The organism is Candidatus Tectomicrobia bacterium, from assembly GCA_016192135.1.
GTDB lineage: Bacteria > UBA8248 > UBA8248 > UBA8248 > UBA8248 > 2-12-FULL-69-37.
On sequence record JACPUR010000011.1, the window covers coordinates 1 to 18,120 of the forward strand.

At 68.2% G+C, this 18,120-nt stretch carries 17 protein-coding genes; 16 read left to right on the forward strand and 1 reads right to left on the reverse strand.

The genetic code is table 11. The features are described 5' to 3' along the window. Nucleotides 1-192: hypothetical protein (locus tag HYZ11_03995; GenBank protein MBI3126748.1), on the reverse strand; the 192-nt coding region annotated here is incomplete at its 3' end. A 920-nt stretch (nt 193-1,112) separates the two neighbouring features. On the opposite strand from HYZ11_03995, the gene HYZ11_04000 reads away from it, so the two are divergent. The 16 genes from HYZ11_04000 to HYZ11_04075 all read left to right on the forward strand — a co-directional run. Next, nucleotides 1,113-3,572 (forward strand): tetratricopeptide repeat protein, encoded by a 2,460-nt coding sequence (locus HYZ11_04000; protein MBI3126749.1) that lies wholly within the window; start codon nt 1,113-1,115, stop codon nt 3,570-3,572. Between the two features lie 20 nt (nt 3,573-3,592). Continuing rightward, nucleotides 3,593-4,528 (forward strand): AAA family ATPase, encoded by a 936-nt coding sequence (locus HYZ11_04005; GenBank protein ID MBI3126750.1) that lies wholly within the window; start codon nt 3,593-3,595, stop codon nt 4,526-4,528. A 430-nt stretch (nt 4,529-4,958) separates the two neighbouring features. Continuing rightward, nucleotides 4,959-5,492 carry a hypothetical protein gene (locus tag HYZ11_04010; protein ID MBI3126751.1) on the forward strand — a complete coding sequence of 178 codons (534 nt, stop codon included), beginning with the start codon at nt 4,959-4,961 and terminating at the stop codon, nt 5,490-5,492. Beyond that, on the forward strand, nt 5,489-6,412 hold the full coding sequence (locus HYZ11_04015; protein MBI3126752.1) for a hypothetical protein: 924 nt from the start codon (nt 5,489-5,491) through the stop codon (nt 6,410-6,412). Before HYZ11_04010 ends, HYZ11_04015 begins: the two co-directional genes overlap by 4 nt. A gap of 37 nt (nt 6,413-6,449) precedes the next feature. Continuing rightward, nucleotides 6,450-8,495: a type II secretion system secretin GspD gene (gene gspD / locus HYZ11_04020; protein ID MBI3126753.1), complete on the forward strand. Its 2,046-nt coding sequence runs from the start codon at nt 6,450-6,452 to the stop codon at nt 8,493-8,495. Then, entirely contained in the window at nt 8,492-10,207 is a 1,716-nt protein-coding gene (gene gspE / locus HYZ11_04025; protein MBI3126754.1) for a type II secretion system ATPase GspE, read from the forward strand. Before gspD ends, gspE begins: the two co-directional genes overlap by 4 nt. Nucleotides 10,208-10,236: 29 nt before the next feature. Continuing rightward, nucleotides 10,237-11,457, forward strand: a complete 1,221-nt coding sequence (locus HYZ11_04030) for a type II secretion system F family protein (GenBank protein ID MBI3126755.1) — start codon at nt 10,237-10,239, stop codon at nt 11,455-11,457. Nucleotides 11,458-11,482: 25 nt separating this feature from the next. Next, entirely contained in the window at nt 11,483-12,985 is a 1,503-nt protein-coding gene (locus HYZ11_04035; GenBank protein ID MBI3126756.1) for a hypothetical protein, read from the forward strand. Beyond that, a complete protein-coding gene (locus HYZ11_04040; protein ID MBI3126757.1) occupies nt 12,982-13,548 on the forward strand; it encodes a hypothetical protein in 567 nt (188 codons plus the stop codon). Before HYZ11_04035 ends, HYZ11_04040 begins: the two co-directional genes overlap by 4 nt. Then, nucleotides 13,545-14,015 carry a type II secretion system major pseudopilin GspG gene (gene gspG / locus HYZ11_04045; GenBank protein ID MBI3126758.1) on the forward strand — a complete coding sequence of 157 codons (471 nt, stop codon included), beginning with the start codon at nt 13,545-13,547 and terminating at the stop codon, nt 14,013-14,015. Before HYZ11_04040 ends, gspG begins: the two co-directional genes overlap by 4 nt. Then, nucleotides 13,984-14,514 carry a prepilin-type N-terminal cleavage/methylation domain-containing protein gene (locus HYZ11_04050; protein MBI3126759.1) on the forward strand — a complete coding sequence of 177 codons (531 nt, stop codon included), beginning with the start codon at nt 13,984-13,986 and terminating at the stop codon, nt 14,512-14,514. The genes gspG and HYZ11_04050 overlap by 32 nt, the downstream gene beginning before the upstream one ends. Further along, nucleotides 14,504-14,866: a type II secretion system protein gene (locus tag HYZ11_04055; GenBank protein ID MBI3126760.1), complete on the forward strand. Its 363-nt coding sequence runs from the start codon at nt 14,504-14,506 to the stop codon at nt 14,864-14,866. Before HYZ11_04050 ends, HYZ11_04055 begins: the two co-directional genes overlap by 11 nt. Next, the gene (locus HYZ11_04060; GenBank protein MBI3126761.1) at nt 14,850-15,566 is read left to right on the forward strand and encodes a prepilin-type N-terminal cleavage/methylation domain-containing protein; all 717 of its coding nucleotides are present in this window, start codon (nt 14,850-14,852) and stop codon (nt 15,564-15,566) included. Before HYZ11_04055 ends, HYZ11_04060 begins: the two co-directional genes overlap by 17 nt. Further along, nucleotides 15,563-16,531 (forward strand): type II secretion system minor pseudopilin GspK, encoded by a 969-nt coding sequence (gene gspK, locus HYZ11_04065; protein MBI3126762.1) that lies wholly within the window; start codon nt 15,563-15,565, stop codon nt 16,529-16,531. Before HYZ11_04060 ends, gspK begins: the two co-directional genes overlap by 4 nt. Next, on the forward strand, nt 16,532-17,308 hold the full coding sequence (locus HYZ11_04070) for a prepilin peptidase (protein ID MBI3126763.1): 777 nt from the start codon (nt 16,532-16,534) through the stop codon (nt 17,306-17,308). 512 nt (nt 17,309-17,820) lie between these two features. Next, nucleotides 17,821-18,120: hypothetical protein (locus HYZ11_04075; GenBank protein MBI3126764.1), on the forward strand; the 300-nt coding region annotated here is incomplete at its 3' end.

Consider the following 18,120-nt stretch of genomic DNA (forward strand, 5'->3'; position numbering starts at 1 on the left):
GATATGAATCCAGCCGCTCCCCGCCTTGTTCGGGAGGGTGAAGTTGCCGGTGAAGGTGGCCCCGGCCTGGAGCTCGATGGCGTCGCCCGGCTGGGCGGAGTTGAGCGCGGCCTGGAGGTCCCCTCCCGAGGGAACGGGGATCACCTTTCCCGCCGGCGCCGTCAAGGTGGTGTCGAGATAGACCTGGGGCAAGGTCGCCTGAGCGGCGGCCGGATGCGGAGACAAAACGATGGAGCCAAAAAACATCAGGAGCAGAATTGGGCTAACATAGCACATACGGAATCGGCGGTGCGTTGCCATTTGAAAACCTCCAGCCAATGACTTTGAATTGGATTCAAATCTCCGGACTTCGGTAGTTCTCCTAAGTAAGAGATCAGGGATTCACCTGGAACTCGTACGGAATATAACTGCGGCCTGTAATTAAAAAATGAATCTTGAATCAGATTTATGTAATATTTGAGTTAATTCTTGGGGGCTGCGTGGGCATTCGCAGGAACTCGCCGGGAGAGATCGTCCAAATTGCGCCAGACCTTTTGAGGCAAATTTCGTGTGCCTTTCGGCGAAAGCCCGGACGGAGCAGCCCAGAGGTTCAAGCGGCACAAGAGACAAGGAATGGGGGTCAGGCTTCCATGCTATTGTGCGCGCGGAGCAGGAGATTGAAAGTTTTTCATGCAGCGGCCGGGGGTGCTTGCCTTGATTGGCCGAGACAGCCGGCTTTCGAGTGGAGAAGGGATAGCGCTTTCGGTTTCAATCCACGCGACATTCGGCTTGACGTAAGGGACCTTGGTATCCCAAAATTCCTGGCCAAGGAGTGGGTGTAAATTTAAATTTACTTTTTCCTATCTGTTTTGCGCCGTCTGAGAACTGGCGCGCTCCTTCCCGTTCGCCTCATTTGTCCTGCCGCCGATTTCGATCGCTTTGCTGAAGCGCCTAAGACCGACGCGACCCATTTATCTCTTATGTTTGACGATTTTTTCCGTTCGCTTCGCGCCGGCGGCATACCGCCTACTTCATCTCGGGCTGTTCCAGCTCGCCAGCCTTCGTGCCTCGATGCCAGGCCTGCAAGGCCGAGCGGAGCGGTGCCGGGCATGCTTCCGAAGCGGAGGGTAGCCATGGCCAGGGAGAACCCGGCGGCGTTTTTCTTCTGCCGCTTCGCCTTTTGGATGGTGGCGAGCGTTCTTCTGTCGGGTTGCGCGGCAATCACGGCGCAGCCGGAAACCTCTCAGGCCGAGGCGCTGCCCTTCATACGTCAGGGGGATGCCGCCTACGAGCGCATGGCATTCGAGGCGGCCTGGGAGGCGTACCGCAAGGCGGAAACCGCGGGTGCGCGGAGCGGCGTCGTCTTCTACCGGATGGACACGCTCAACGCCATTCTGAGGAAATCCCATCGGGAGACGGCCGAAGTCCAGTACCGGAAGGAGACGCGGCGGCTTCTGGACGAGGAGTATCGCGGCGGGAAGGGCGGTCCGGCCGTCTATTTCTATCTCGCTCAGCTGATGGAGGGCGGCGAAGGATCCGCCTCCCATCGCCACCGCCTTTATGCGGAAGCGGTGAGAAAGTTCGAGTCGGGGGGCTTCGAGAGGCTCGAAACGGGAGATATGGAGAAGTTGGGCCGGATGTATCAGTTCCTCGGCCTGCCGGAAAAGGCCGAGAAGCTATTCCTGCAAGCCCAGGCGATGGATAGCCGCAATGCGTTCGCCGCTTACGGTCTGGGTCAGTTTTACCGTCAAGCGGGACGCCACCGGGCGGCGCTGACGGAATTCGAGCGCTTCACCGGAATCGTTCCCGACGACAAGGAAGGGCGGTTACTTCTGGGGGAGACTGCCTACGCACTGGGCCAGTATGCACGGGCGGAGAAAGCCTTCGAAACCGCCCTCGCCCTGGGCCCGGCCGCGCCCGAGGCGCGCAACGGGCTGCGGCGCGCGAGGGAGGCGCTGGAGCGCCGCGGCGCCCTTCAGAAGGAGCAAGCCGTCCTGGCGTGGGACACCGGGTTCAAGACTCGGCTTCTGCCGCTGACCCTGCCCAGCGACGGCCTCCGGCTTTCTGGCGGAGGCCTGGGACCGCCGGCCGTGAGCGGCGAGGGAGATATCGCGTTCGCCGCGGGCGAGGAAAGGCGCTTCAACCTCTATACGTTGTCGGGCAATGGAGTCGATCTGGCCCGGCGGATTTCGAGCTCTTCCGGGTTCACCTCGTTCGAGCGCGAAGAAAAGCGTCTGATGGTGACGGTCGACATCGGCCCCCGCCTCGAGGTGGGCGCCTTCGACATACAAAAAGGCACGATGAGGGTCATTCACCGGGGCGAATGCCAGCACCCGTACCTGTCGGAAAGGCACCGCGCGCTCCTCTGTGGCACTCCCGGAGGCGTGCTCCTGGTGGATCCGGTGGCGGGGCACGCCTCGACCGTTTTCCGGGAGCCGCGGGCCCGACATCCGCGGCTGGGCGGGCGCGGGCAAACGATCATCCTCGCCGAACGGGGCGAGGTGATTTGGCTCGACCGGACCGGTCAGGAACAGGGCCGTCACCGGATTCCGGGACAAGAGGCGGACGCGAGTTATCCCGATTTTTCTCCGGACGGGTTGTGGATCGTTTCCGGGGAAAGCGGCCTGCACCTCACCTCCGTCAAGGAGAAGGTTTCCGTCCCGCTGGACCATCCCGCGCTGGAGGGCGCCGGCCGGGCGGCTTTCGACGCCGGGGGCGGGGCCATCGTGTTCGTGAGGGAGGGAAGACTCTACCGGCTGGAGCTCCCGAAAGAGATGGAGGGCTTTTTCGCGCTCCAACATGCCCGGGTGCTGATCCGGGGAAACAAGCCGGGCGCCGCGGCCCGCTTGCTCAAGAATCTCCCTTCCGGCGAGCGCGGCCGTTTCGCCTATCAACTCCTGCTGGGCGAAGCGCTGATGGGGTTGAACGTGCATGAAGAAGCCGAAGCCAGTTTGAACAGGGCCGGCGAACTGGAGCCCAAGGACTGGCGCGCGCCCTTCTTGATCGGAAAGCTCCGCGCAGCGCGAAAGGACTGGGCGGGGGCGCTTCGGAGCCTGGATCGCGCGGCGCATCTCGCTCCGGACCGGTACGAGGTCTATCTCGCCCGGGCGCAGGCGCACGCGTCGGCCGGCCGCCGCCAGGCCGCCGCCCAGGACTATCAAGCCGCCCTCCGTCATGCGGAGAAGACGCCGGGCGTCAAAGCGGATGCGGCCGTCCTGGGCCTGCTCGACGCCTACGTGCGGGAAGGACGGATCGATGAGGCCCTCCTGCTGCTGATCGATCGGGCGGGGAGCCTGAGCCCCCAGACCCTTCATACCGTCCGCACGGCCGCCCGCTATCAGCCTCTCCAGCGCGATTCCCGCCTCCGGGAAATTCTGGGGCTTCCCCGCGAGGCCGCTTTGCGGGACTCCTCTGAGCCGTCATCGCCGGCGGAGCCCGTGGAGTTCATCCCTTACCGGGCGAACGTCTTTATCGACGACAATCCGAGCCCGGTGCCGTCGGAGGTGATCTCGGAAGAGGGCGGCGAAGTGACGATCCGGGCGTTCGGCATCGTGGAGAAGTATCCCCGCGGGCGGCTGCGCATCGTCCGCTGAGGCGGCTTGAGGCCATCGAGATGTACACGGCGTTCTTCGGACTGAAAGAAAATCCCTTTGGGATTGCCCCCAACCCCAAATACGTCTTCTTGAGCCGGGCGCACCGCGAGGCGATTGCGCACCTGAAATACGGCGTCGAGGAACGGAAGGGTTTCATCCTCCTCACGGGCGAGGTGGGCACGGGCAAGACGCTCCTCTGCCGCTGCCTTCTCAACGCATTCGGCGATGATGTGAAGACGGCCCTCATCCTGAACCCGATCGACTCGGCCGATGGGCTTCTCCGCCGCATGAACCGGGACTTGGGAATCGACATGCAGCCCGGCGACAAGCCGCTCGATCGCTTGAACGAATTCCTCCTGGAATGTTACCCGCGCGGGCAGAATTGCGTTCTCATCATCGACGAAGCCCACAACCTTCCGCTCGAGGTGCTCGAGCAAATCCGTCTCGTGTCGAATCTCGAGACCGAACGCAGCAAGCTCATCCAGATCATCCTGGTGGGGCAGGAAGAGCTGAATGTCATCCTGGGGCTGCATTCCATGCGGCAGCTTCGGGAGCGGATAGCCGTCGGATATCACCTGCGGGGTTTCGACCTCCAGGACACGCGGGAGTACATCCGACACCGCCTTCGTACCGCCGCCTTGCACCGCCCGCTCGAATTCACGGCCGGCGCGGTGAAGTCGGTCTACCGGGCGACGGGAGGAAACCCCCGCCAGATCAACATCCTCTGCGACAGGGCCCTCCTCGCCGCTTATTCGAACGGGAAACCCGTCATCAACCGGGCGGCCGTGGCCGAGGCGTGCCGCGAGATGGCCGCCAGCCGGATGGGTCGGTGGAGGCCCTGGAGCCTGATGGCGGCGGCGCGGGACCTGCCGCCCAGGCGGATCGCGTGGACGGCCGCGGTATTCGCCGGGCTTGTCACCGGTTTCATGGCGGGAAGGATTTGGGGATGGCCGTAGCGGAGACTCGGGAAGGACGGGCCTGGAAGGCGGAGGGCCGGCGGTGAGCATCATCCTGAAAGCGCTTCAGCGGGCGGAGCGGGAGCGGCAGTACGCGCACCGCGAAGGCTCCGCTCCCCTCTTCTGGTCTGCGGCCGGGCGGGCGCGGCGTCCGAGGCCGATTGCGGCCCTCGCCCTCGCTTTCGCATTGGCCGCCGGCGCGGGAGCCTGGTCTCTGGGCGGAAGGGGAAAACAAGCCCCGGAGCGTTCAGACCGCGAGGCGGCCGGGGCCGGGCCGCAGCGAACGGCGGCCCCGCCCACGGCGAACGCCGCGCCGCGAGCGCCCTTTCCCCCAAAAGACGGCTCAGGCAGGGCCGGCGTCCTTTCCTCCCTGCCGGCACCGGCGGCCGAGTTGCGGGCGGCGCCGCCCGAGACCTTGATGATTTCCGGAATGACGGCCCGGACCGCCTCCTTCCAGGGGCTTCCGGAAGAAAAAAAGGCGGCCGCCGCCGCGCTCCCTCCGGCAACCCCGGCCCCGGAGGGCCGTATCCGTGAAGGCCGGCAGCCTGGCGCCGCCCTCCCGGCCCAAGCTCCGGCGGAGGCGAGGAAGGTCAGCGAGCCAGAGGATCTGGACGAGGCCATCGCGCATTTTCTCGCGGCGCTGCGCGTGCGCCCCCGCCACGCCGCCACCCACGCGGCGCTCGGGCGGCTGTACGCGAGGAAGGGTTCCTACATCCTGGCGATCAATGAACTGCGCATGGCGGCGGAACTCGCTCCGGGCGATTCTGAATCCCTCTACGCCCTGAGCGTCCTCTATGCGCGCCTCGGAAACGCCAAGGCCGCGCGCGATTATCTCGCGCAGACGATCCGCAAGGACCCGGACGCCCGGCAGCGGGCCCTCGGCGAGCGGGAATTCAGCCGCTTTCTCGCGGATCCTCCATTCCGGGCGCTTTTGGGGGTCACCGCGGAGAATCGCCGCCCATGAGTCTCCGTCATCTCCTATATGGAGTAACCTTTTTTTTCGGCCTGGCGGGCGCCGTCCTGGCCGTGGACACCTTCTTCACCTATCTGGGCATATGGCAGCCCGCCCCCGTCGCACTGGCGCCGCCTCCTCCCGCGAATCCGGTCCGGAAGCCGCCAGCCGTCGACTATTCGGTCATCGTCCGCCGGGATTTGTTCGCGCCGGATGCCCCCCCGGCTCGGCCTCCCGCTCAGGCGCAGGCCGCGCCTCGACGGGAGGTTCCGCCGCCCGCGTCGGCTCCGCCGCCCCCGGCGGCTCCGGAAGAAAACTTCGCCGCCAAGTTCCGGCTGGTCGGCACCACCGTGTTCCCGAAAGGAGGCGGGTACGCAATCCTGGAGGACGTGGCTTCCAAGCGGCAATCCGTCCACCGGCAGGGAGACACGGTCCAGGGAGCGGTCGTCGAGAGGGTGAGGCGAGGGGAAGTCCGGCTGGCGATCGGCGGGCGGACCGAAACCCTCACCGTCTTCGAGGACAAGGAGGACGGCGGGCCGCAGGGGAAGCCGTCTTCTCCGGGCCCCGGCGCGTCCCGGGAACCCGGCGCCTCCACGGGCCCCCCGTCCCTCTCGGGGCCGGATAGCGCGGCTGTCAGGCTGCCTCGGGAGCAGGTGGCCCGGGTGGTGGAGCGGGCGAGGAGCTATTTCCGGACGGAGCCCTACGGCCTGCCGGGGGGCGTCGCGGGTGTGCGGGTGTACCCGCTTCAGGCGGGGGTATTTCAGATCCTGGGATTCCAGCCGGGGGACGTCATCCTCGCCGTCGATGGGAGCGCCGTCAGGACGGAAGCCGAATTGTTCGCCGCCATGGGCCGGGTGCTGGAAAGGGGCGAGAGCGCCGTCGAGCTTCTCCGCGGCGGGAACAAGCTCAGCCTCTCCTTTCAGGTCCAATGACAAAGGGCGCTTTATGAGAAGAGCATGGAGCTGGATGATGCGGGCGGCGCTGCGGCGGGCGCTGGTGGCTCTGATTCTGGCCGGAGCGGGCCCGGCCGCCTGGGCTCAGGCGCCCGCCCCTGCTCCCCCCGCCCCTCCGGCCGCGGCGGCCGAAGGCGTCATCCTCGATTTCGACAATGCCGACATCCGGGTGGTCATCCGGCACATCAGCGACCTCACCGGCCGGAACTTCCTGGTGGACGAGAAGGTGCGGGGAAGGGTGACCATCATCACCCCGACGCGGATCCGCCTCCAGGACGTGTATCAGGTCTTCCTGTCCATCCTTCATACCTATGGCTTCACCGCCGTTCCCGCCGGGAACGTGACGCGCATCCTTCCGCTGGCCGATATCTCCCGCTCGGGCGTCCCGACCGTCCGCCAGCCCGATATCCGCACGCTCTCCGCCTCGGATCGGATCGTAACCGCCATCATCCAGATCCAGCACGCGGACACGAACACTTTGTCCACCCTCCTGCGATCCATGGTGGCGCGGGAGGGCAACATCATTCCCTATGTGCCCTCCAATACAATCGTCCTGACCGACACGGCGGCGAACGTGCAGCGGCTGACGGCGATTGTCCGTTCCCTCGACATCCCTGCGGCCTCCGCCGTCGTGGAGGTCGTGCACCTTCGGCATGCCCAGGCGAAGGAGCTCGCGGCGACGCTCGAGCGGCTGGGCGAGGAGATCATCGAATCGCCGGAGGCGGCCCGGGGCATCAGGGGTCCCGGCCCTCCGCTGCCCCCGGGCAGGCTGAGGCAGGTCCGGGTGGTTCCGGACGAGCGGGTCAACTCGCTCATCCTCCTGGCGCCCCTTCCGGAGATGGTCCGGCTGCAGAGCCTGGCCCGGAAGCTGGACGTTCCGCCTCCCCCCGAGCGGAGGCGGATTCACGTGTACCGTTTGGAAAACGCCGTGGCCGAAGAGCTCGCGCGGGTGCTGACCCAGCAGATCGAGACCCGCTCCGAGGCGGTGCAGCGCGTGGCGGCCGCGCCGGCGCGCGGCAGGACGACGGCCCCCGCCTCTCCCGCCGCGCCGCCCCGCCGGACCCCGTCCGCCGCCGGAGGCTCCGCGCCGACCTTCGCGGACGTCACCATCACGCCGGACAAGGCCACCAATTCGCTCATCATCGGCGCCTCGCCGGAGGACTTCCAGGCGCTGTCCGAGATCATCCGGAACCTGGACATCCAGCGCTCCCAGGTGCTCGTGGAGGGCCTGATCGCGGAGATGACGCTGGACAAGGCCCGCGAGCTCGGCCTGGAATGGCGCATCCTCAGCGCCCCCAAGGAGGGCGAGACCCGGGTCATCGGCGGCACCAACCTCCCCCTGCCTGGCAGCAGCCAGGGCATCATCAATCAGTTCGCCTCCTCTCCCTTCGCCGGGCCGGCCGGGCTGGTGCTCGGGGCCGCGCGCGGCACCATCACTTTCGGCGGCCAGACTTTCTTCGATCTCCGGGGGCTCATCCGCGCATTCGAGACGGAATCAGACATCAACATCCTCTCGACCCCGCAGATTCTCACCACCGATAACGAGGAGGCGGAGATCATCGTCGGCGAGAACCGGCCCTTCGTGATTCAAGCGCAGACGACGGCCGAGGGCTCCACGGTGCAGACCTTCGAATTCCGGGACATCGGGGTGAAACTGCGCATCATCCCGCACATCAGTCCGAACCGCTTCGTGCGGATGAAGATATTCCATGAGATCACCAACTTCGTGACGGAGGCCCAGGTGGGCGCGGTGACCACCACCAAGCGCCAGGCGGCGACCGCGGTGACGATTGAGGACGGGCAGACGGTTGTCATCGGAGGGCTCATCCGGGACGACATCACCGACGCCAACACGAAGGTCCCGCTGCTGGGGGACGTACCCATCCTGGGCGGGCTGTTCCGCTCGCAGGCGGCGCGGAGGATCAAGACGAACCTTTTGATCTTCATCACCCCGCGGATCGTGGTCACGCCGGAGGAGCACCGCCACCTGACGGAGTTCAAGAAGGAGGAGACCGGGCTCATTCGGCGGCCGTTGAGGCCCTCCATCAAGGAGAGGATGTGAATTTCGCGGTTCAGGAACGGAAGCGGCTGGGGGAATGGCTGCAGGAGACGGCGGGGCTGGACCCGGCCCGGCTGGATTCGGCGCTGGCCGAGCAGCGGTTGAGCGGAGGCCTGCTGGGGGAGATCCTGGTGGGAAAAGGCCTGGTCACCGAGCGCGCCCTCCTGGAGGCGCTCGGGCGCCAGTGGAACGTGCCCTACCTGGAGGAGCTGGATCTCGGAGGGCTCGATCCGTCCCTGCTGGGGCGCCTTCCCGTTCCGTTCCTGCTCCGGCACAAGGTGGTGCCCGCCCGGCAGGAGAACGGCGGCCTCCTCGTCGCCACCGTGAATCCGCTCAACATGGCTCCCGTGGACGCCCTGGGCTCGGCCCTGGAGATGCGGACCGAGATCGCGCTGGCGCCCGAGCGGGTCATCCTGAGCGCCATCCATTCCCTTTATGAGCGCGAGGAGCATTCCGCCGGGGCCATGATCGAGGAGCTCGATGTCGGCGGCTCCGCCATCGAGGCGCCCGAAGGGACGGAGCTGGGAGAGGAGCTCGACCTCTCCCACGACGCTCCCGTCATCAAGCTGGTCAACCGCGTCATCTACCAGGCGGCGAGGGACCGGGCCAGCGATATCCACTGGGAGCCCTTCGAGAGGGAGATGCGCGTCCGCCTCCGGGTGGACGGCGTCCTGCACGACGTTCTCCGCTTCGACCAGCGCTATCAGGCCCCCGTGACCGCCCGCCTGAAGATCATGGCCGGAATGGACATCGCCGAGCGCCGCCTGCCCCAGGACGGGCGCATCCAGCGGAAGGTCGGGAGCCGCGAGATCGACATGCGCGTTTCGTCCGTGCCGACCATCCACGGAGAGCGGCTCGTCCTGCGCCTCCTGGACCGGAGCAGCATGCTCCACTCGCTGGAGGACATCGGGCTATCGGGCGGCCAGTTCACCGCCTTCGAGGGCCTCATCCGCCGGGCGCACGGCATCATCCTGGTCACGGGGCCGACCGGCAGCGGCAAGACGACCACTCTCTACGCGGCCATCCAGAAGCTTCATCAGACGCACACGAACATCATGACCATCGAGGATCCCGTCGAATACCAGCTCGACGGCATCGCCCAGATGCAGGTGTCGACCAAGACGGGCTTCGGCTTCTCCGAGGGGCTCCGGTCGGTGCTTCGCCAGGACCCGGACATCATCCTCGTGGGCGAAATCCGGGACCGGGAGACGGCCGAGGTGGCCATCCACGCCTCCCTGACGGGGCACCTGGTCTTCAGCACCCTCCATACGAACAACGCCGTCGGGGCGATCACGCGTCTCGTGGACATGGGGATCGAGCCGTTCCTCATCTCCTCGTCCGTCATCGCCGTCCTGGCCCAGCGCCTGGGCCGCCGGGTCTGCCCCCGCTGCGCCGAGGCGGCGCCGGCGGAGGCGGGGGCGCTGGAGCGGATGGGCATCCCAGCGGAGGAGATTCCCGCCCTCTCGGGCCGCCTCCGGCGCGGGAGGGGCTGCCCGGAGTGCTATCAGACGGGCTACCGGGGCCGCACCGGGATTTTCGAGCTGCTGACGATCGACGACGACCTTCGGGAGCTGATCATGGCCCGGAAGGACGCCTCCACGCTCAACGCCGCCGCCGTCAAGAAAGGGATGCGGACGCTCCTGGCCGACGGAGCCCGGAAGGTGGCCGCCGGAGTCACCACCCCGGAAGAAGTGCTCCGCATCATTCAGACATAGTGGACGCTATGCGGGACGGAAGGTAGGGGATGCCGGTATTCGTGTACCGGGCGCTGGATTCGAAGGGCCGCGCCCACGAAGATCAGATCGTCGCGGAGAGCCTCGTTTCGGCGCGGGAGGCGATCCGCAGGAAAGGGTTCTATCCCGTCGAGGTCCGCGACGACCGGGCGGGATTCTGGACCTCGCCCCTCCTCGCGCTCCCGTTCCGGGGGGAGCGGCTCTCGTTCGCGGAACTGGTCGGCTTCACGCGTCAGCTGGCGACGCTCCTGAACGCGGGGATCCAAGTGGTCCCTGCGTTTTCTTTGCTCATCCGCCAGACTCGGGAGGAAGCCGCCCGGCGCGTGCTGACGAAGATCCGGGAGGCCGTGAACGAGGGCGCCTCCCTCTCCGGCGCGATGGGCGCCTATCCCCGCGTCTTCTCGAATCTGTACGTCAGCATGGTGCGCGCCGGGGAGAGCAGCGGGGCCCTGGGCACCGTGCTGGAGCGCCTGGCCCACTACCTGGAGCTCCAGCAGAAGCTCCGGAGGAGGCTGACGGGGGCGCTCGCTTATCCCGCCCTGATGACGCTGGTCGGCTTCGCCGCGATGTTCTTCATGATGATCTACGTGGTGCCGAACGTCGTCCAGATCTTCCGGCAGGCGCGCCAGGAGCTCCCTTGGCCCACCCGGATGCTCATCCAGGCGAGCGAGGCGCTGAGCGCGCACTACGCGCTCATCCTGCTCGGCGTCGCCATCTTGGCCGGGGCCGCCGTCGCCTGGAGCTTCACCAAGCAGGGCCGGGAGTTCATCGACCGGGCGAAGCTGCGGATCCCGCTGATTGGCGGCCTGGTGCACAAGCGGGCGGTGGCGCGCTTCGGGCGGACGCTGGGGGTGCTCCTGGCGGCGGGCCTGCCCATCCTGGAGGCCGCCTCCGTCGCCCGGCTCGTGCTGACGAACACGGCCCTGGAGGCCGCGGTGGAGGAGGCCCGGGAGGAGGTCCACAAGGGCAAGCGGCTGGGCTCGACCCTGGAGAGGAGCGGGCTCTTCCCGCCGCTCTTCACCGATATGGTGGGCGTGGGCGAGCAATCGGGCTCCTTGGACAAGATGCTGATTCACGTCTCGGATTATCTGGATCAGGAGTCGGAGGCCACCATCCAAACCCTCATGTCGCTGGTGGAGCCCTTGCTCATCCTGGTGATGGGGGCCGTGGTCGGCTTCATCGTGGTGGCGACGCTGCTGCCGCTTTTCGAGATCAGCCAGCTCATCCGCTGATCCCAGGACGAAGGGAATCCATCGCATGTTCCGCAGGATCATCGGGATCGAGCTGAGTGGCCGCTCCCTGCACGCCGCCGGCATCCGCTGGGGATGGAGGCAGCCCGCGCTGGAGGGGTTCCTGGGCCTGGATCTTCCGCCGGAGGAGGAGGGCGAGGACGCCTGGCGGGAGGCACAGGACGCGCTGAGGGGCTGGATGGCGGCCCAGGGGGGCCGGCCCTCCCTGACGGTGGCGAGCCTGCCCGGGCCGGAGGGGTTCTCGGCCCCGCTTCATTTCCCCTTCCGCCGGATGTCCAAGGCGCGTCAGGTCGTCAAGTCGGCGATGGAGGGCGAGATCCCTCTCACCGTGGAGGAGACGCTGGCCGATTTCGTCCCGGCGCCCCGGACCGCCCCCGAGGGTGCCGATGTCTTCGCGGTGGCCGTCCCCAAGACCGCCCTCGCCCGCCATCTCGGCCGGCTGGAGCGCCTGGGGCTCTTCCCGGACCGGGTGCATTACTCCCCCCTGGCCGAACTGGAGGCGGCGCGGAGCCTCGCCCCGGACCTGGCCCGGGGCGGGCTGGGAGTGGCGCACGTGGAAGCGGGGCACGCGACCTTCCTCGTCGCGAAGGACGGCCTGCCCGTCCACCTCCGGACCTTTCGGCGCAAGCCCTTCCCGGACCGCCCGGAGGAAGGCGGCGAGGAGGCGGTCGTGCGCGAGCTCCAGATGGCGCTTTGGAGCTGGCAAGGCTCGCCCAAGGCCGGCTTCGAGGTGGAGCGGCTGGTCCTGGCCGGGGCGGGCGGCACGGAGCAGCTCGCATCGGCCCTCGAAGGGGCGCTGAACCTCCCCTGCCGCCCCCTCTCCCTCGGGCCCGGCTCCCTCCTGCCCGCGGACGCGGCCCCGCCGCCGGACATCCTCATGCGCATCGGCGCGGCCCTAGGGGCGGGCTTCAGCGCGCTGAATCCGCTGCGGACCCCGTTCGACCTGCGCCAGGAAGAGCTCGCGCTGCGTCCGGGCTGGGAAGGGCTGAAGCGCCCCGCCGCCGCGGCCGCCGCCGCGGTCCTCGCCTTCGGGACGCTCGGCTACGCGGACCTGGCCCTCAAGGTCCGGCGGGAGGCGCGCCGGGCCGCGGCCGCGGAACAGCAGGTCCGCGCGGTTTTCGACGAGGTGTTCCCGCAGGGCACGCGCATCGTGGACGCGCAGAGCCAGCTGGCGGCCCAGATCCAGGAGCAGGCCGTGCGGCTGGACTTCCTGACGGGCGGCCCGGGGAACGGCGGCGATCCCCTCGAGGCGATCGCGAAGGTGAGCCGGGCCATCCCCGCCACGATCAAGGTGCGGATCAACCGGATGGAGATCGACGAGATGGGGCTCTCGCTGGAGGGGGAAACCTACGGCTTCGAGGGCGTGGACCGGATCAAGTCCGGCCTCATGCTCGAGCGGGGCTTCGAGCGGCTCGAGGTCAAGCAGGCCCGCCTCATCGAGGGAAAGCAGGAGGTGCATTTTCTGATGCGCATCCCGTTCCCGGGCGCCCCCGAGGAGAGAAGGCGATGAAGAAGCTGTCGCGCCGGGAATCCATTTTCGTCGCGGCCGGCCTGGCCCTGGCGGTGCTGATAGGGATGGAGGAGTGGGTCTTCCGCCCGCTCTGGCAGCGGCGTCAGGAACTCATCGCGAGCCGGGAACGGCACGAAGGCCAGCTCCGCTCGCTCGAGGGCCTGCTGGCCCGGTACCGCCGCCACGATGCGGACCTGAAGACGGTCGAGAAGCGCCTCATCCGGCAGGGGGACGATTTCTCCCTTTTCTATTTCCTGGAGGAAACCGCTGGAATGACGGGCATCCGCGAGAAGCTGGTGGCGATGAACCCGTCCGAGTCCGCGGGGACCCCCGATTACCAGCGCATCGAGATGCTCATCCGCTTCGAGGACCTGACCATGGCGCAGGCGGTGGAGTACCTCCGGCGGCTGGCGGATGCGCCGAGGCTCCTGCGCGTGAGCCGCCTGAGCCTCGAGCGCTCGACCCGGCAGCCGGGCCGGGTGGCGCTCGGCGCCTCGGTTTCCGCCTTTTCCTCGAAGCGGACCCAGGAGAAACCCCGCGGCCCGGAGGGCGCCGCGCGATGAACCGGAAGGAGAACGGCTTGGAAGAAGAAAAGAAGCGCCGAAGCGCGGGGTTCACGCTCATCGAACTGATGGTGGTGATCGTCATCTTGGGCCTTCTGATCGGCGTCATCGGCTTCCGCCTGATGGGCCGCACCGAAGAGGCGCGCCGGACGGCGGCCAAGCTCCAAATGCGCAGCCTCGTCAACGCCCTGCAGCTCTACAAGCTGGACAGCGGCGGCTATCCGACGACGGAGCAGGGCCTGGAGGCCCTGGTGCGGCCTCCCGCGCGGGGGACCGCCCCCCGGAACTACCCTCCCGGGGGCTATTTGGAGGGTGGGCAGGTTCCGCGCGACCCGTGGGGCAACCCCTACGTGTACATGGCTCCGGGGGCGCAGGGCCGGGAATTCGAGATCCGCTCCCTCGGGGCGGACGGGAAAGAGGGGGGCGAGGGGGAGAATGCCGACATCGGGAGCTGGGACCTCCGCTGAGGAGGGCTTCACCCTGGTCGAGCTGGCCGTCGCCCTCCTGGTGGCCGGCCTGCTCTTCGGGCTGGCCCTCACGCGGTTCATGCCGCCGGAGGGCTCCGGCGCCCTGCGGGCCGACGCCCTCGCGCTGGCGGAGGGCATACGCAAGCTGAGGAACCACGCCGTATCCTCGGGCCTCATGGTCCGCCTCCGCCTGCGGCTGCCGGCCGGCGCCTGGAAGGCCGAGGGAATGGACAACCTGGGCAACTGGAACCCCCTGCAGGGCTCTCCCGTGCCCGCCGGGGAGCTCTCGCGGGGGATCCAGCTCCGCCGGGTGCGCTGGGGGAGCGGGAAGGAGATCTCGGAGGGGGAGGCGGAGCTGCGGATCCTGCCCACGGGCGAGACGCAGGAAATCTATCTCTACCTGTCCGACGGCCGCCGGCACGAGCGGACGCTCACCGTCCACCCCTTCCTGAACCGGGTGGACGTCCAGCGGGGAAGGGTCGAGGCCCATGCGCGGTAGCCGGAGAGAGGAAGGCTTCACCCTCATCGAGCTGATGGTGGCGCTCGTCATCATCAGCCTCGTGGCGGCCGTGACCTTCCGCCTCCAGTATCAGGGGTTCCGCGTCTACGAGCGCACCAGCCAGCTCACGGACGCCGTCCTCCTCGCCCAGGAAAAGCTGTCGGAGGCCCAAATCTCCGCGGTCCGCGCGGGCAGGGGGAGCGTCCGCGCGGCCTCGGGCGGCGAGCTCTTTTGGGAGGTTCTGGTCACGGCCACGCGGCATCCGGGGGTCCATTCGGTCCTCGTGCGGGTGCGCCCCCGGGCGGCCGCCTCCCCTATCCTGGAGGTCTCGACCTATGTCGCGGATCCCTGACGCCTCCCGCCGCCTCCGGGGCAAGGGCCCGGGCGCCCCCCGGGGATTCTCGCTGCTCGAGCTGATGGTCGCCCTCGCCATCCTCTCCTTCGTCATGGCGGCGCTCTACGTGAGTGTCGGATCGAGCGCGGCCCACGCCCGCCGGCTCCGGGAGCGCATGGAGCACCACCAGGCCGCCCGCCGCGCGATGCAGCGGATGGCGGCCGACCTGGAGGGGCTGTTCGTCCCGCCGGTGGAGGCGGCCCCGCTCTTCTCGGGGGATCGGGGGGACGCCGACACGGGCCGGGCCGACCGCATCGAGTTCGTGACCCCGGTCTACACATGGGGGCAGTCCGTGCAGCAGACCGACGACCTCGCCGTCGTCGCCTACTGGCTGGCCACGGACGGGGAGGGGAACCGCCTGCTGCGGCAGAAGAGGCCGCTCAACGGCGAGGTTTTGGCCGAGGGCCGCTCCACGGTCATCCTGGAGGGCGTGAAGGAGCTGCGCTTCGAGTACCTGGACCGGAAGGGGACCCGCAGCGATGCCTGGGCGGGCCGGGGGCCGGCCTCCCTGCCCGCCGCCGTGCGGGTGACCTTCATTCTCGAGGGCGGCGGGGGGGCGGGGGACGCGGCCTTCTCGACCCTCATCGCCCTCCCGGCGGGCGCCAGGCTTCCTGCGCCGGAGAAGGGGGCGCCTCCGGCGGGAGGGGGGGCGAGGTGATCCGGGAGGCCAGAAGGCGGCTCGGCCGCCAGCGCGGCGCGGCTCTCCTCATGGCCATCGCGGCCACGGGCCTGCTCGCCATGATCGCGGCCGAGATCGCCGGGAGCGCCCTGGACGAAACCCATCTGGCGGACGCCTTCCGCGACGACCTCCGGGCGCGGTGGGCGGTCCAGGCCCCGGTCGCCCTCGTCATCTCCGCCCTGCGGGAGGAGAAGGAGGCCTTCACCTCCCTCGGCCAGAAATGGGCGAGGCTCGACGGGACGCTGACCCTGGGCGGCATCCCGGTGCGCTTCCGCGTCCACGACGAGTCCGCCAAGATCAACTTGAACGCCCTGGCCTCCGCGGCCGCGGCGCGGCAGGAGGGGACCGCCCGGGCCCTCAAGAAGCTGTTCGATCGGCTCAAGCTGGACCCCGCCCTGGTGGACTTCCTGCGGGACTGGATCGATCCCGACGCGGACGCCCGCGCGGGGGGGAGCGAGACGGCCTACTACCAGAGCCTTCCCCGCCCCTATCCGGTCAAGAACGGCACACTCGATTCCCTCTCGGAGCTGCGGCTGGTACGGGGTTACACGCCCAAGGTCCTCCGCGCCCTGGGGTTCCCCGACCGGGGGGAGGCCCCCGACCTGGGCCTGAGCGGCCGCCTGACCCTCTACTCCGGCGAGACCGTGAACGTGAACACCGCCGGGCGGGATGTCCTCCTGAGCCTGCCGGACCTGCCGGAGAACGCCGTGGAGGACCTGGTCGCGCGGCGGAACGCGGAGCCCATCCGCGAGCTGGCAGACCTCAAGAAGCTCTCCGGGATGACGGATGCCCTCTACAACAAGGTGGCTCCCATGCTGGGTGTGGAGAGCCGGTTCTTCTCCGTCGAATCCGAAACCGAGGGTGGCCGGATGCGCAAGCGCCTCCTGGCCGTCCTCAAGAGGGAGAAGGAGCAAGTGAGCATCGTCTATTGGCGGATGCTCTGAGTGGCCGCGGGGGAGCTTCTCCGCCTCGCCTTCGCCGCCGCCCTGGGCCTGTGCGCGGGCAGCTTCCTCGGCACCTGCATCGAGCGCGTCCCGCGCGGCCTCTCGGTGCTGCGCCCCCGTTCCCGCTGCGAGGGCTGCGGTGCCCCCCTCGGCCCCGCGGAGCTCGTCCCCGTCCTCAGCTACCTCCTCCAGAGGGGCCGCTGCCGCCGCTGCGGGGCCGCCATCGGAGCGGGCCATCTCCTGGCCGAGCTGGGCGCGGCGGCCCTGGCCGTGGCGGCCTATCTCCAGGAGGGGTTCTCGCCGGAGTTCTTCCGCACGTTCGGCCTCGCCTGCGTCTTCCTGGCCGTGGCGGCGGTGGACCTCCGGCACCGGATCATCCCGGACGGCTTCGTCGCCGCGGGCCTCCTCGCCGCCTTTCTCGGGGCGCCGCTCCCGGGGCCTCCCACACTCCTCGGCGCGGGTCTGGGGCTCATCGCGGGAGGGGGCGGATTTTTCCTCGTGCGGGAGGCCTACCGCCGCCTCCGGGGGCGGGAGGGGATGGGGGCCGGGGACGTGAAGCTGGCGGCCCTGATGGGAGCGGCCCTGGGTCCCGGGGGCTGGCTCGCCGCCGTCCTCCTGGCCTCGGCCGCGGGCACGGCCGTGGGCCTAGGCCTCGTGCTCGCGGGGCGGGCGACCTGGACGTCGGCCCTGCCGTTCGGGGCGTTTCTCGCCGGAGCCTCCCTCCTGATGCTGTTCTGCCTCCCCTGCCTCTTCTTTTTTAGCTCCTCGTTTCAGTGAAGAAAAAAATTGCCTCGAATATCGGGTAATATCGGGGAAATCTGAGGAATTCCAGGCATAAATCCCCGCTCGCCTCGGCACCGCCCCTCCCACGGGGCAGTGCTTTTTTTTGCCGAAACCCATCCGTCCAAAACCATCCCCATCTCTCCACTCGCCGGGTCGGCTGAAGCCGGCCGATGACCAATATACGAGGGGGAAAGGGACGCCTCGTTACCTCATTTTCGCGCACCTTCCGTCACCCGAGATTTTTTTGCGGGGAATGGCTCAAAGACGCGCATGTAGGGCGAAGAAAACGGGGGCCGTTTTTTGGCTTCAGGGATTTATCTGCAATCGGGCCGCAAAATTAACGTTCGTCTAACGCAAGGTTTCCGTTGCCGTATCGCGAGGCAGGTATATTCCGGGGCGGAATTGAGGGAAACACCTCTATAACCCCTCGGGGAAAACCCGAATTCTTCCGGAAGCGGCCCGCCGCCGGTCCTTCCCCGGACGAATCCCCCATGGATGGATCCCCCATGAAAGGTCGCCGCGCCTTCCCCCGTTCCCTCTGCGCCTTCTTCGCTCTGGCCCTGGCCGGGACGCTCTTCTTCCCGCCCCCGGCGCCCGCCGCTCAGACCCCAGCGCCTCCCCAAGCCTTCCTCGATACCACCCTGGCCGCGCCGGCGGGGCAAGTCATCCCCGTTCCCTCGGGAGGGGACCTCCAGGCCGCGCTCAACTCCGCCCAGCCGGGCGACGCCATCGAGCTCCAGGCCGGGGCCACCTTCACCGGCAACTTCACCCTCCCGAACAAGGCGGGGAGCGGCTGGATTCATATC